Source organism: Pseudomonas sp. IC_126 (assembly GCF_004331835.1).
Lineage (GTDB): Bacteria > Pseudomonadota > Gammaproteobacteria > Pseudomonadales > Pseudomonadaceae > Stutzerimonas.
Genome location: NZ_SJSS01000001.1, coordinates 50,638 through 63,850, shown reverse-complemented (window position 1 = coordinate 63,850; position 13,213 = coordinate 50,638). Strand labels below are relative to the sequence as shown.

Annotated in this window: 11 protein-coding genes; 1 reads left to right on the top strand and 10 read right to left on the bottom strand. The window is 60.4% G+C overall.

Features of this window, described 5'->3' with window-relative positions; genetic code table 11:
• Positions 1–22: 22 nt before the first annotated feature.
• The 7 genes from E0D86_RS00260 to E0D86_RS00230 all read right to left on the bottom strand — a co-directional run bounded on the left by E0D86_RS00260 (position 23) and on the right by E0D86_RS00230 (position 9,793).
• A complete protein-coding gene (locus E0D86_RS00260; RefSeq protein ID WP_131647939.1) occupies positions 23–1,684 on the bottom strand; it encodes a DUF1302 domain-containing protein in 1,662 nt (553 codons plus the stop codon).
• A gap of 260 nt (positions 1,685–1,944) precedes the next feature.
• On the bottom strand, positions 1,945–3,312 hold the full coding sequence (locus E0D86_RS00255) for a DUF1329 domain-containing protein (RefSeq protein ID WP_131647938.1): 1,368 nt from the start codon (positions 3,310–3,312) through the stop codon (positions 1,945–1,947).
• A 25-nt stretch (positions 3,313–3,337) separates the two neighbouring features.
• Positions 3,338–4,993 (bottom strand): DUF1302 domain-containing protein, encoded by a 1,656-nt coding sequence (locus tag E0D86_RS00250; protein ID WP_131647936.1) that lies wholly within the window; start codon positions 4,991–4,993, stop codon positions 3,338–3,340.
• Between the two features lie 117 nt (positions 4,994–5,110).
• Positions 5,111–6,601, bottom strand: a complete 1,491-nt coding sequence (locus tag E0D86_RS00245; RefSeq protein ID WP_131647934.1) for an aldehyde dehydrogenase family protein — start codon at positions 6,599–6,601, stop codon at positions 5,111–5,113.
• Positions 6,598–8,232, bottom strand: coding sequence for a GMC family oxidoreductase (locus tag E0D86_RS00240; RefSeq protein ID WP_131647932.1), 1,635 nt, complete (start codon positions 8,230–8,232; stop codon positions 6,598–6,600). Before E0D86_RS00240 ends, E0D86_RS00245 begins: the two co-directional genes overlap by 4 nt.
• Positions 8,229–8,516, bottom strand: a complete 288-nt coding sequence (locus tag E0D86_RS00235; protein WP_131647930.1) for a ferredoxin — start codon at positions 8,514–8,516, stop codon at positions 8,229–8,231. Before E0D86_RS00235 ends, E0D86_RS00240 begins: the two co-directional genes overlap by 4 nt.
• Positions 8,513–9,793, bottom strand: coding sequence for a cytochrome P450 (locus E0D86_RS00230; protein ID WP_131647928.1), 1,281 nt, complete (start codon positions 9,791–9,793; stop codon positions 8,513–8,515). The genes E0D86_RS00235 and E0D86_RS00230 overlap by 4 nt, the downstream gene beginning before the upstream one ends.
• A gap of 236 nt (positions 9,794–10,029) precedes the next feature.
• Between E0D86_RS00230 and E0D86_RS00225 the strand changes: the two genes are divergently transcribed.
• Positions 10,030–10,650 (top strand): TetR/AcrR family transcriptional regulator, encoded by a 621-nt coding sequence (locus E0D86_RS00225; protein ID WP_131647926.1) that lies wholly within the window; start codon positions 10,030–10,032, stop codon positions 10,648–10,650.
• 141 nt (positions 10,651–10,791) lie between these two features.
• On the opposite strand, the gene E0D86_RS00220 is transcribed toward E0D86_RS00225, so the two are convergent.
• The 3 genes from E0D86_RS00220 to E0D86_RS00210 all read right to left on the bottom strand — a co-directional run bounded on the left by E0D86_RS00220 (position 10,792) and on the right by E0D86_RS00210 (position 13,121).
• Complete coding sequence (locus E0D86_RS00220; RefSeq protein ID WP_131647924.1) at positions 10,792–11,442, bottom strand: alpha/beta hydrolase; 651 nt, start codon at positions 11,440–11,442, stop codon at positions 10,792–10,794.
• Positions 11,443–11,452: 10 nt separating this feature from the next.
• The gene (locus E0D86_RS00215; RefSeq protein ID WP_131647922.1) at positions 11,453–11,824 is read right to left on the bottom strand and encodes an alpha/beta hydrolase; all 372 of its coding nucleotides are present in this window, start codon (positions 11,822–11,824) and stop codon (positions 11,453–11,455) included.
• A 370-nt stretch (positions 11,825–12,194) separates the two neighbouring features.
• The gene (locus E0D86_RS00210) at positions 12,195–13,121 is read right to left on the bottom strand and encodes a zinc-binding dehydrogenase (RefSeq protein ID WP_131647920.1); all 927 of its coding nucleotides are present in this window, start codon (positions 13,119–13,121) and stop codon (positions 12,195–12,197) included.
• Between the last annotated feature and the right edge of the window lie 92 nt (positions 13,122–13,213).

The window sequence follows — 13,213 nt, the reverse complement described above, 5'->3', positions numbered from 1 at the left end:
AGGCCGACGCGTGGTGATCTACTCAGAATGCCGTGCTGAATGTGAGCGATAGCCAGTTGCGGTCAGACAGGCCGATGTCGCCGCTGCCGCCGACGACGGTCTTGCCGACGCCGGAGATATCGTCGTAGTTGCGCTGGCTGCCATAGCCGATGTAAGCCAGGGTGAAGTCGTAGCGCTCGTCGAACAGCGCCTTCACGCCGACCTTGTAGGTGTAGCGGCCTTCGTTGCCGCCACCTGTCGCGGCGTTGCCGGAGATGCCGTAATCCACGCTCATGGGCATGGAGAGGTTCCATCCGGGGAACACACCCAGCCACTGCGGCGTGAAGCTGAGCGCCGCGCCGACATAGTTGCGCGTGGCGCAACCCCATTCCTTGTCCTGCCCCGTTGCGCAGCCGCCGTAGCCTTCGCCGCGGAACAGACTCTCGTTATGGGTGACCTTGTCCAGATGGCTGTAAGCCATTTCGGCGATCAACGTGCCGGTGTCGAAATAGTCCGTGCGCGGCAACAACCACAACCCGTTAACCACCATATGCAGGGTGTCGCCACGCGCGCCCTGGTTGTCCGCCAAGCTGATGCCACTGGATATCAAGGGCGCATCCTTGCGGTAGGAAAGATCGATACCTACCGAAGCGCCGCCCAACACCGGCCCCATCGACCAGCCCAGACCGTAAAGCTTGGTGTTTTCAGCGTACACATATCGGGCGAAATCCGGCCCGACCTGTAGGCCCCAAGGCGTGTAGTCATCGAATTCACGGTAGTAGGCGCTGACCTCGGAATGCATGAAGTCCAGCCCGTAACTGGCCATTACGCCCCAGTTGCCGCTGTCGTCGGGTTCCAGCGGATCGACGATGGGACGCGCGAAACCCGGTGCAACCGGCAATTGATTCGGGCCTTCGAGGGCGACATCGGCTGAGGCCAGATAGGTCCCGCCTTCCGGCGCCCGGGTACTGTCCCACTCGAAGAAATATTGGCCGGCGACGGATAGTCGGTCGGTGACCTGTGCCTGGGCCGAAACCTGAGCCAGCGGCAGGAAGATTTCCCGTGTTTCGGTGCCCGGATTGGCGAGCGCCTTGCGGCCATCCAGCGGTGCCTGGGAATACGACAACGCATGTCCCGCGATCAGGAGTCCGTTGCCCCAGTACACCGTATGCCGACCGGCCCGCACGCTGACGGGGGCGTCACCTACGTAGAAGCGGGTAAACGCGAAGGCATCCAGCAGTTCGCCGCTGGGGCCATGGTGATAACGCTTGGTATGGCTCGAATATTCCCCACCGCGATAGCTCGGAACGCTCGCACCGGGAAACGCGCCTGGGTAGTACACCGCGCCCGACCCGGTTTCGACATCGGTATCGGAATACGCCTGGTCATACCAGGCTGCGCCGCTGATGCGAAAACCGTGGTAGCGCTTGTAGGCCAACTCGAATTCGCTCATCAGGTCGACGCGATTGGTCACCACATCGCCGCGGTCGAACTTGGAGTCGGATTCGTCATAAGTGGCGTTGTTGGCCAATGCGTCATCACGACTTTCGGCACGAATACCCAGGTTGTAGCGCAAGGTGTTGTCCCAACGCATCGAGAGGTCGGGGTTGCCGAGATCGTATTGGGCCGCCTGCGCCTGACTGACCCAGACGAGAACCGCCGCCAGGCTCAGCGCCGAATTGGCAATTAACGTGGTCTTGAACATCACATTCTCCGTCGCGCCCATTGTTTTTATTGTCAGCTGACCTGCGCGCCCCTCTAGCCAGGGGCAGCTGCTTCAGTAGACGGGACGACTCACGGCGACACAACGAAACCGGCTATCGCTCAAATGCAAAGCGATATCGCTGAAACGCATCACGCCTACCTGCAAGCGCTACGGACGATCAGCGTGGGCAAAGCCGTTTGCTGGGCAAAAAAAACGGCCCACTAAGGGCCGTAAACGATGACGCTCCACGCTCTCATCAATCAGCGCTGGGTCTCCATGGAAACGATCGCTTCGGGGTTCATGTCACGCTCGGACTTGGGTTTGTCATGGAACCTGTAGCCGCCCTTCAGCGCATCGTTGACCAGCGCGTACATGTTCTTGTTGAAGTCGTAGCTGACGTTTTTCACGTTATAGGGAATGGTCTTGTCGTAGATCTGTACGCCGCTGAGGAATAACGAGCGATACAGTGCATCGGCCTGATCCCAGGCGTCGTAAAGACCGATGCCGAAGGTGTCTTCATCTAGATAATAGGTGCGCTTGCTGTAGACGTGACGCTGGCCTGGCTTGAGTGTGGCTTCGACCTCCCAGACACGATGCAACTCCCATCGTTCGCAGGCCGGGTTGGCGTGGTTTTTCATGAACTGCTCTTGTTGTTCGCAACCGAAATAGAACTTGTAGGCATTGTACGGAATGTACATTTCTTTCCTGCCCACCAGTTTGTAGTCGAAGCGGTCCTGACTGCCGGAGAACATCTGCAGCTCGTCGAACAGGTTCACGCCACCCTGGTTCGGCACCGGCGTGTCATAGGCGAACTCCGGCGCCAGCTTGATGCGACGCATGCCGGGCGTATAGCTCCAGGCCCGTCTCGGTTTGGTCTGCGGATCGAGGTAATCGGCAAGAATGATCAGCTGTCCGGCACTGCGCGCGGGATAGGTGTCCATCGCCCATACGCGGGCATACATCGTGGGGTCGCGGTCGGCCTGATCGACCTGGTAGTACGGCATTTCCTCGAAAGTCACGGACTCGGCGGTTTTGGTGACACTGCCGTTGCTATCCACCACCCAGCTGTTGGACGAGGACGTCGTCGAATAGCCAGGGCCGATCTTATAGCGCAATTGCTGGTTCCACATGGCTTCATTGCCGGTCTTCGGAATAGGAAACGGCAGGCCGCCACGGCAGACCGGATCGACAGCCAAACCATCGTTTTGTGTGGTGCAACCGGTAGCGTTGCGCACCGTCGCATCGAGGATTTCCTGCGGATAGGCGGTGGTGCGGTGACTCGGATAGACATCCATGTACCAGGTATCCGGGTATTTTTTCATCAGGGTCTTCTGCCCTTCGCTGAGCTTGTCGGCGTACTGCTCGACGTTGCTCGCATCAATGCGGAACAGGGGCTTTTCGCCCTTGAAGGGATCGACCCAGAAGCCGCTGTCGGGTTTGTGCCCGGCCGGGATAGTGCGCAGCCCACCCTCGTACGGTGGAATGCTGCCATCGGCATTGCCGGCCTGGATCGCGCCGAAGGACGTCAGGCTCTTGCCCAGCTCCTGGGCCTCTTCGGCGGTAACCGCAGCCATACTGTTGAAGGCGGCGCTCATCAGGGCGCAGGCAAAGGCGATTTGCTTTTTCATCGAGTGCTCTCCGTTCTTGGATTTGTTAGATGGAGGTTTTGAACGTCAAGGCCAGCCAGCCACGGTCAGTACCGCCAACCGGGCCGTTGCCGCCGGCACTACCGTCAGCCAGCGTCTTGGATTGCGCCCCGCTATCGGCATAGCGCAAACCGAACTCGTAACGCTGCGCATACGTCAGTTGCGCCCCGACCGACCACGTCAGTGCGCCCTCGTTGCCGCCACCGGCCGTGGCCGCATTGCCATGAATGCCGTAGTTGACGGTCACTGGCACACGCAGATCCCAAGACGGGAACACCGACAGGTACTCAGGCGTGTAGTTGACGGCCACGGCGTAGTAGTTGCGCGTCGAACAATTGTCCGACTTGTCGCCGGAGCCCGGCGTGCCGATGCGCGGATCAATGCAGTTAGCGTTGCCTTCGCCGAGGTACAGCTCTTCATGGCTGGTCACGTCGCGCAGGTGGCTATAGGCGAACTCACCCACCAGAGAGGCGCTTCTGGCAATGAAGTTTGGCGACATCAGCGTCACGGCATTAGCGATGAAGTGGATCGAATCGCCGCGCGGGCCTTCGTGATCGGTCGCATCCACGGCAACGGCGTTCAGGGCGCCGTCTTTGCGGTAGGACAACTCGCCAGCGAACGAAACCGTATTGAGCACCCTCGAGAAGCTAACGCCGATCAGCTTTACATCGCGCGCATAAGCCAGGCGATAGCTTGGACTCGTCGTACTGATTTCGGGCGCGAACCAAGGTTGGTAGTCGTCGAACTCGCGGTAGTAGACGCCGACCGTGGAATCTATAGCTTGGGCGTCGTATTTGGCCATTACGCCCCAGTTGGCGGTATCACGACCATACCGGGATTTCTCGCGCCGTAATGCAAACCCCTCGAAAACCGGCAGGCGATCCGGCCCTTCGAAAAACGGGTCGGCCGCGCCAAAGTACGTACCGCCATAAGGGATGCGGGTGTAATCCCATTCGTAGAAATACTGGCCCGCAACGGAGAGCTTGTCGGTGACCTGAGCCTTGGCCGATACCTGCCCAATGGGACGAAAGACTTCCTTGATTTCGATACCGGGACTGGTGACTGCCTTGACCCCGTCTGTCGGGGCCTGCGAATAGGAAATGGCATGCGCGCCGAACAGCAGACCCTCGCCCCAGAAGTTGGTATGCCGCCCCACCTTGACGTTGACCAGCGACTCGCCGAGCCTGAAGTTGCCCCATACGAAGGCATCCAGGATTTCCCCCGAAGGGCCGTGAACGAAGCGGTCCACTTCCGAGCTATAACGATTGTCGTCGTAGCTGCTGTCCGGGTTCTGGACATAACTTTTAACGTCGTCGTCGCGGTAGGCATGGTCGTACCATGCCGATGCACTTACTCGCGCGCCCATAACCCTGCGGTAGGAAAAATCGATCTCGCTCAACAGATCGAGGCGATTGGTCACGATATCGCCCTTGTCAAATTTGCCGTCGGATTCGTCGTAGCTCGGGTTGCGCATGACCCGGCTGTCTTGCCCTTCTGTACGCATGCCGAGGGTGTAGCGGACCGTGTTGTCCCAGCGCAGGCGGAAATCGGGGTTGGGCAGCTCTATGGCTGCACCCAGTGCGTTTCCCGCAACGCCCAGCATCAACAGCGTCGTCATTGCTTGGGTAGCGCTCAGCGCTCCCCGTTTGGCCACTTCTCTCATTCAAACCACCTTTTTGTTTTTGTTTTTTTCAGCCGTTTTTCATGTGAATTCGACGAAATGCAGGCGTCGAGAACCCATTGGCGCCGCCATTGACGGCGCCATTTGGTATCGAAGGCGTTAGCGCCCTATGGGATAAATGATGGATTTTTCCTGGGTAAACTCTTTCAGCCAATCCGGGCCGAATTCGCGGCCGATGCCCGAGCGCTTGAAGCCGCCGATTGGCGCATAGGGCATCTTGCCGCCGCCACCGTTGATATAAACGCTGCCCGCGCGGATGCGCCGAGCCATCTGGTAGGCAACTGCGGCGTCGGCCGTGGCGACCGCGCCATTGAGGCCATAGCGCGAATCGTTGGCGATGGCGATGGCTTCTTCATCGGTATCGAAACCGATGACCACGCCCACCGGTCCGAAGATTTCCTCCTGGGCGATGGTCATGTCGTTGCGCACGTCATCGAACAGGGTGATGTCACTGAAAAAGCCTTTGTCCAAGCCCTGCGGGCGACCGCCGCCGCATACCAACGTGGCGCCCGAATCGCGGCCACTGGCAACAAAATGCTCGACCTTGGCCCGCTGCGATTCACGGATCAGTGGACCCATTGCCACGCTCGGGTCGGCCGGGTTGCCAATCTTCATCTGGCTTGCCACAGCCTTGGCCACTTGCACGAACTGCTCCCGGATGGAGTTGTGCACCAGGAAGCGCGTAAGCAAAGCGCAGCCTTGCCCGGCATTGACCGTCAGACCGGCAATGGCGCCCAGGGCCGTGCCTTGGATGTCGGCGTCGGGCCGCACGATCAAAGCAGATTTACCGCCCAGTTCCAGATGCACGCGCTTCAGCGTCAGCGCGGCTTGGGACATGATGCTCACGCCCACGGCTTCGGAACCGGTGAACGACACCATGTCCACGCGCGAATCGCTGCTCAGCAGGCTGCCGACCTCGACCCCGCCGGTGACAATATTGAGCACGCCCTTGGGCAAACCGATTTGCTCGGCGATTTCACCGAACAGCAGTGCCGAGTAAGGCGTGAACGGTGACGGCTTGAGCACCAGCGGGTTGCCCGCCAGCAGCGCCGGGAAGATCTTCGCCAGATTGAGCAAAAACGGGAAGTTATAGCCGGTGATGCCTGAAACCACGCCGATCGGTTCGCGCTTGATGCTGCCGCTGCCGAGGATCATCGGCCCGCCCGGGTTGAACGGATTGGGCGTTGCTTCCACAGGAATCTGCTGCGTCGCGTCGTGCAGCGACTGGTCGATGGCTTTGAGCACATGAGCCAGCGGCATATCGACCTGCATCGCATAGGTAACACCTTGCGCGCAGCCGACCTCTGCGATGATCAGCGCGGCGATTTCCTCCCGGCGCGCCACCAGTGCACTGTGCATACGGCGCATATAACCGGCACGCTCGGCCATGCTCAGCCACGGCCAGGGGCCGCTATCGAACGCACGACGTGCGGCGTCAATAGCGGCGTCGGCACTGGCGGTATCGCCCACCGGCGCTTGGCCGATCACTTCCTCGGTGGCGGGGTTGAGCACGGCTTCGGTCGGACCGTTTGCCGAAGCCCAGGCGCCATCGATATAGAGTTTGTTCAGCTGCGTAAATGGAATGCTCATGCCGCTACAGCTCCTTTGGTTATGCCAGTGACAACGGTGCCAGTGATGATTTCGGCGGCGCGCATGGCAATGACCATCGCCGGCGCATTGGTGTTGCCCGAGACAAGGCTCGGCATGATCGAGGTATCGACGACACGGACGCCCTCGACCCCACGCACCCTCAGCTCGGGATCGAGCACCGAATCGCTGTCCGCGCCCATCCGACAGGTGCCGGAAACATGAAAAGCGGTCTGCCCGAACCGGCGGAACGCGGCGAGGATTTCCTCATCGTTTTGCACCTGCGGCCCCGGCGTCAGCTCCTGAACGATGAACGGCTTGAGCGCCGGCTCGGCCGCCAGACGGCGAATCCAGCGCAGTAGCGAGATGGCGGCGACCCGATCGGCCTCGGCGGTTAGGTAGTTGGCTACGATCTTCGGCGGCACGGCTGGATCGGCCGACTGAATGGTGATTTCGCCCTGGCTCTGGGGATGCATGAAATAGCCGCCAATGGTCAGGCCGGGATGCTTGTCGATCATCACCGTCTTGCCGTCGCCATCCATGGAATACAGGCTGACGCCGATCTGCGCATCCGGGCGATCCAGACCCGGCCGGGTCTTCACGAAACCGCCCGCTTCGTGCGCGGCGTGGGTCATTGGGCCTTTCTTGCTGAAGAAATATTGCGCCACCGAACGCAGCAGGCCGAAGCCTGCGAAACAATGATTCAGGCTGCCGCTGGTAACCCGATACTGCACCGCCATATAGACGTGCTCACGCAGGTTGCGACCTACGTCCGGTGAGTCTTGCACGAGCGCAATGCCATGCTGCTTCAACAATTCTGCCGGCCCGATGCCGGACAACTGCAACAGCTTTGGCGACTCGATGGCGCCCGCGCACAACACCACTTCCCGGCGCACGCCAAACGACTGTTCGCCGCCCTTCCCTGCTATATGCACGGCGACCGCGCGACGCTCCTGGAACTCAATGCGCTGGACGTGCGTGCCAGTCATCACGGTCAGGTTCGGACGATCCCGCACCGGATCGAGAAATGCCTTGGCCGCGCTGAAGCGTTGCCCGTTCCAGGTGGTCTGCGGCTGATAACCGAAGCCACCGTTGCTGACTGAATCCACATGATTGGTGTCGGCAACCCGCGCAGTGCCTATCGAGCCGGCGGCGTTGATGATGGCTTCGCATAGCGGATCGCCCGATGGATGTACGGTGACCTTGAGCGGGCCGCCAGCGCCACGCCACTGGGATGCGCCAAGCTGATGGTCCTCCAGCGCGACGAACTGTCGGCCAATGTCCGCCCAACCCCAGCCGTAGCAACCCTGCGCTTCCCAGCCATCGTAATCGGCCGGCGCGCCGCGCACGTAGACCATGCCGTTGACCGAACTGGAGCCGCCGATGGCTTTACCCTTGAGCCACAATTCGGTGGCCATGCCTTCACCGCGCGAGGCCTGGTAATCCCATACATGCGGGTTGCCGGCCATCAGCAATTTGCCGATCCCGCGCGGCATGGCGATCAATGGACTGGTATGGTCGGGGCCGCTTTCGATGAGCAGTACCGAGACGCTGGGGTCGGCGGACAACCGGTTGGCCATCACACAGCCGGCAGAGCCGGCACCGACAATGATGTAATCGTAGGATTGGCTCATTGTTGTTCTTCTGTCGTTTGAATGGGTTGAATGTCGAGATTTTCTCGGGCGGCTCTATCCCGCGGGCCTTTCGCGCAGGTGCTTGCCGACGCGTCTTCGAGTATCTGAATCGCCCGCTCCGGACAGGCCCGCGCGCCGCGTAGAGCAAGCCCCTCCTGGCCCGCTTCGACCGTGAAATCGGCGCTGGCGATGTAACCGTTCTCATCCAGTTCGTAGAGGCCGGGCGCTACGTGGTTGCAACGGGCATGGCCGGCGCAGGCTTTGCTGTCGACGACGACCTTCATGCGCTCGCCTCAGCGGCCTGGTTCGTGTTGATGCTTGCATTCGAGCCAGGCAGGTCCCACTCCAGGTGCAGGTCATCCATGCCGAATACGCCGAAGGCGTTGAACAGCGGCTCGGTGCCAGCGGCGATGCGAAACGGCGGAATCAGCTTCAGCCACAACTCCAAGGCAATGCGTAACTCGCGGCGCGCCAGGTGGGAGCCGACACAACGGTGAACGCCATATGAGAACGCCATGTGCGGTGCATTACCTGCACCGCGCTGGAAATCCACCGTGCCTGCATCGTCGAATACCTCCGGGTCAAGGTTGGCCAACTCGGTACTGATAAGCACGATGTCGCCCGCCTTCATTGTCGCCTCGCCAATCTGCACATCGCGGGTCACGGTGCGGCGCATGTTGACGATGGAATAGGAACGCAGCAGCTCCTCCACCGCATCCGGGATGAGTTCGGGGTTGGCGCGCAGCTGCGCCTGCTGCTCGGGGTTGCGCGCCAAGTGGCGGAAGAACAATCCGATGCTGGAGGTGACGGTATCCAGCCCGCCGATGAAAATCAGAAAGGTGATACCGAGCATCTCGTCATCGGTCAGCGGCCGCCCGTCGATCTGGCTGGCCAGCAGATAGCTGGTGAAATCGTCGCCCGGGTCTTTGCGTCGCTCGGCGATATAGGCCCGAATCCAGCCGGTGATCGCCCGTGCATTTTCGGTGACAACCTGCATGTCGAAGCTCTTGATCAGCGTCTGCGTCCAGTGCTGGAACAGGGGGCGCTCTTCCAGCGGCCATCCCATCAGTTTGAGGAAGATCAGGGTCGGAAATGGTTTGGCGAAATCTTCGTTGAAATCGCAGCGGCCTTTGTCAGTGACCGCTTCGATCAGTTGGGTCGCGAGCCCGCGGATATCCTGTTCCAGCGCGTCGACTTTCTTAGGCGTGAACAGAGGGTTGAGCAATGCGCGGTATTTGGCGTGATCGGGTGGATCGACCTCCAGCGGCGCAAGACGCCAGCTCTCGCCGAGCAACATGGGATACGGGGTCAAGCCGACACTGCTGAACGTTTCCGGATCCTGCAGGATGCGTCGTAGATCTTCGGAACGGCGCGGTATCCAGGCGCCGGGAAGAAACCCCAAACGGGGCACCCAGAAAATGGGCGGCATGCTCTGGTGCAACTCGGCAGCCCAGGCGTAAGCGTTCTCTCCCTGGGCGGTTAGCTCGGCCCACAGATCGAAGTCCCGAATCAAATGTTCAGGGATATGATCGGGCACGGGTGCGGCTTGATCGACATTCATTATTATTCTCCGTCGGCGCTTGCGAACGGAGGGAAAGGTAGGTCCCGGCTGGAGAATCCACAACGGACACTATTTGTGATCTGTTCGATTTCGCCGCTGAAACATGGCTGTCGCGAGCGGACAGCCGGACAAGCCTTGTCCGGTATGGAGCGCGTGTGCCAGTCTCATTGCTCACCGTCAGCTACGCTCATACATAACTGGCGCCACGATTAACAAAGGTTTTGCAGAGGTACAGGATGAACCAGCAAATCTCTGCCCTGCCAGAACGACCGGACAAAGCCGACATGGCCAGCAAGCGCCACGCGTCGCGCGCGCAGCGCACCCGTGACCTGCTTCTGGACGGCATGTATCGGTTGGCATTGGAAAAGGATTTCCGGGAAATCTCGGTGCAGGAATTGCTCAGCCATACCGGGGTGGCACGCTCTACGTTCTATGCGCACTTTCGCGACAAGGAAGACTTGCTGGTGGCCGGTTATGAGTGCATCGGCCTGCCGCCAACTCGCGTTTGCAACGTCGCTGGGGAGGAACGGGTCGTGCTCGACGTTTCAGCATGGCTGTTCAATGCCACCGAGCGACATGCAGCCCTGACCACCTCGTTCTTCAACAGCCCGTCACAAGCGATCATTCTTGCTCATCTGGAGAATCTACTGCTGATTCAGGTACGCGAGCACTACCGCAAACATGGCATCTACGAGTGCGCCGGATTGCGCGGCGAGGTGGCGGTGCGCTGCTTCGTGGGTGCGCTGATCGGGTCATGGCTGTGGTGGGTGCGTCATGACTACCCGAGCCCGGCCAACGAAATGACAGAAGCATTCGATAGTCTGATGAACAACGGCACCTGGCCTGCCGCCAACTGACCCGCATGCAGGCCTCCGCTGGGCCAAGGCATCGCAGCTCGCAATAGATGCGATGCCCGGTGGCAGTGTCTCGTTTCTCTAGCAGGCTATTGAAAAACTACCTGCGTTAGCAATACGGCGTTAAAAACAGCCTCAGAATGCTCATTTAGAACACCTAAACTCCGCTTCTTCGGCTGTTTTTGCCTTGTCTTGCCTGCCTCGCCTACGTTTTTCAGCGGCCTGCGAGGCCAATAATCTGCGCACCGCCGCCATGCGGTCACGGGCGAACTGCAGCGAAACAGCAGCATCCCTGACCCAGTCGAAGCCGTGCACGGCTCCGGGGTAGACGTGCAGTTCGGTCGGCACTCCCGAGCTGATCAGCAACTGGGCATAAGCCATACTTTTCGGGGCGAACAAATCCAGTGCGCCGACTCCAATAAAAGTAGGTGGCAGGCCGGCTAGCTCAGTGGCATGTGCCGGAGACAGGTAAGGCGATAGCGGACGGCTGCCCGGTGGATGCCCTAATCGTGCCTGCCAAGCGAATCGGTTAGCTGCCCGCGACCAGCCAAATTCGCCGCTGTACTCGCCCGGATCAACGGTAGACCCGGTACGGTCATCCAGCATGGGGTATGTCAACACCTGGCAAGCAATAGGCACCTCGCCGCGATCGCGCGCGAGCAATACCAAGCCTGCTGCGATCCCACCGCCAGCGCGGTCGCCCAGCACCGCAATACGTTGAGGATTGATACCGATGGCCGCCGAGTCACGGTAAAGCCAGCGCAGCACTGTGTAGCAATCCTCGACAGCGGCCATACCGCTCGCTTCAAGGAGCGAGCCGGTAATTCACTGCCACTACGACACAGCCCAGGGTCTCGGCCAGTTGGCGGTTTTGCCAGTCGTTCTGCTCCGGCACTCCCATGACAAAGCCACCTCCGTGAATTTCCACGATGGCGGGCATGGCCGCCGCAACCGAGGCTGGCCTGTAGATGATGACTCGCACCGATGGTGCAGAGCCTTCGCCAGGGATATGCCGCTCCTCGACCGAAACAGTCGCGCAGGACAGGGCCTGAGCCGGAACAGCAAGCATTTCCAGCAGAAACTCACGTGCCGCCGGCAGATTCTCCAGCGACAACTCAGACTCCGATGCCTGCGCCATGATGGCCAGTTCGGGATCAACAACGCTTGCTCTCTTCATGTGATATCCCCCGCAAAATTGGCTAAACCGCCCGCGCACCGGGATTCCGGCCAACAAAACGCAGCAGCAGTGGCCGCGCACCGGTGCGGGGAAAATGTAGGAGCAGAGCCGGCAATCCACAACAAACAGAAAGCCGGATATGTTTGACTGGCCACCCCCGGGCAGCACCAGCAACCCGCTAGCTGAGCGCGTGGCGTGCAGCGTCAGCGACGCTCAGGCGGACGCAACGAATCCGCGACAAGGATCTGCGGCGCTATCCGGCAAGTTGAAATGTTGCAAAAATGGAATGGAGGACTATCCGTGCCACCCATGCCCCTCTTGCAGGGCCATGGGCGGCGGGATGAACGCTCGGACCAGGCGGGCGCCCGCCTCAGTAGCGAATTCGCGCAGTGATTTTCGCATGCGGACCGGACACTTGCGCTGCCCATGCCTCGGCAGCCTGATCCAGCGTGTAGTCGACATAGTCGATCTGGAGTTCCTGCTCTCTGGCGATCTTCAGCAGGCGCAGCCAAATCTGCTCACGATCCGCCGGCGGACGCTGACCGGTACCGATGCACGACAGCGAGCGAAACAGCAGATCGGCAATATCCAGATTCAACTGGCGCCCTGCCCCGGTGCCCACCGTCACGATGCGTGCGCCCCACTTGGTGGCTTTCAGTGCATTGAGCATCGGCTGGCCGCATACCAGATCGAGGACCACATCGAAGCCGCCATCGGATGCGTCTTTCAGCGCAGCGACATCGTCGGCGCCACCCAGGGTAACCACCTCATCGGCAATACCACGGGACTTCAGCCGAGCCAGCGCTTGCTCCGACCGCGCCGCGCCTACCACTCTGCCGGCCCCCATGCCCCGCGCAAGTTGCAGCGCGATCTGCCCAAGCGTACCGGTGGCGCCAAGCACGAGCACCTTCTCGCCTTTCTGAATCCCGGCTTTTTCCAGGGGCACCAAGGCGCCGGTACCGGCAATTCCCATGGTGATGGCGGTCTTGTCGTCGACATCGTCCGGTACGCTCCACACCTCGGCGGCTGGCACCAGCGTACGCTCGGCCCAGGCGCCGAACGGCAGCACGGAGCGTTCACCAAAATAAACCCGGCGACCGTCCTCGGCGCGACCGACGCCTTCGCCGCGAATCACACAGGGGTATTCGACACCGAGACGATAGGCACCAAGCACGTCCCAGCCACCCAGGCCGGCAGTCTCCACATCGATCAGCACCGAGCCCTCCTGCGGTTCCGGCTCACGGAACTCACCCACTACCGGTAGGGCATTGCGCTCGGAAATAATGGCTGCACGCATGTAAATCTCCTTTTATCTGTCTTGTTTGGAAGTCTCAATTCAAGCACTAATTGAACATTTTTTTATAATTTGTCCAGTAATAATTACTGATC

Coding starts and splice junctions, on each gene's coding strand:
- E0D86_RS00260 (WP_131647939.1), bottom strand. CDS start 1,684: ATGTTCAAGACCACGTTAATTGCCAATTCGGCGCTGAGCCTGGCGGCG.
- E0D86_RS00255 (WP_131647938.1), bottom strand. CDS start 3,312: ATGAAAAAGCAAATCGCCTTTGCCTGCGCCCTGATGAGCGCCGCCTTC.
- E0D86_RS00250 (WP_131647936.1), bottom strand. CDS start 4,993: ATGAGAGAAGTGGCCAAACGGGGAGCGCTGAGCGCTACCCAAGCAATG.
- E0D86_RS00245 (WP_131647934.1), bottom strand. CDS start 6,601: ATGAGCATTCCATTTACGCAGCTGAACAAACTCTATATCGATGGCGCC.
- E0D86_RS00240 (WP_131647932.1), bottom strand. CDS start 8,232: ATGAGCCAATCCTACGATTACATCATTGTCGGTGCCGGCTCTGCCGGC.
- E0D86_RS00235 (WP_131647930.1), bottom strand. CDS start 8,516: ATGAAGGTCGTCGTCGACAGCAAAGCCTGCGCCGGCCATGCCCGTTGC.
- E0D86_RS00230 (WP_131647928.1), bottom strand. CDS start 9,793: ATGAATGTCGATCAAGCCGCACCCGTGCCCGATCATATCCCTGAACAT.
- E0D86_RS00225 (WP_131647926.1), top strand. CDS start 10,030: ATGAACCAGCAAATCTCTGCCCTGCCAGAACGACCGGACAAAGCCGAC.
- E0D86_RS00220 (WP_131647924.1), bottom strand. CDS start 11,442: ATGGCCGCTGTCGAGGATTGCTACACAGTGCTGCGCTGGCTTTACCGT.
- E0D86_RS00215 (WP_131647922.1), bottom strand. CDS start 11,824: ATGAAGAGAGCAAGCGTTGTTGATCCCGAACTGGCCATCATGGCGCAG.
- E0D86_RS00210 (WP_131647920.1), bottom strand. CDS start 13,121: ATGCGTGCAGCCATTATTTCCGAGCGCAATGCCCTACCGGTAGTGGGT.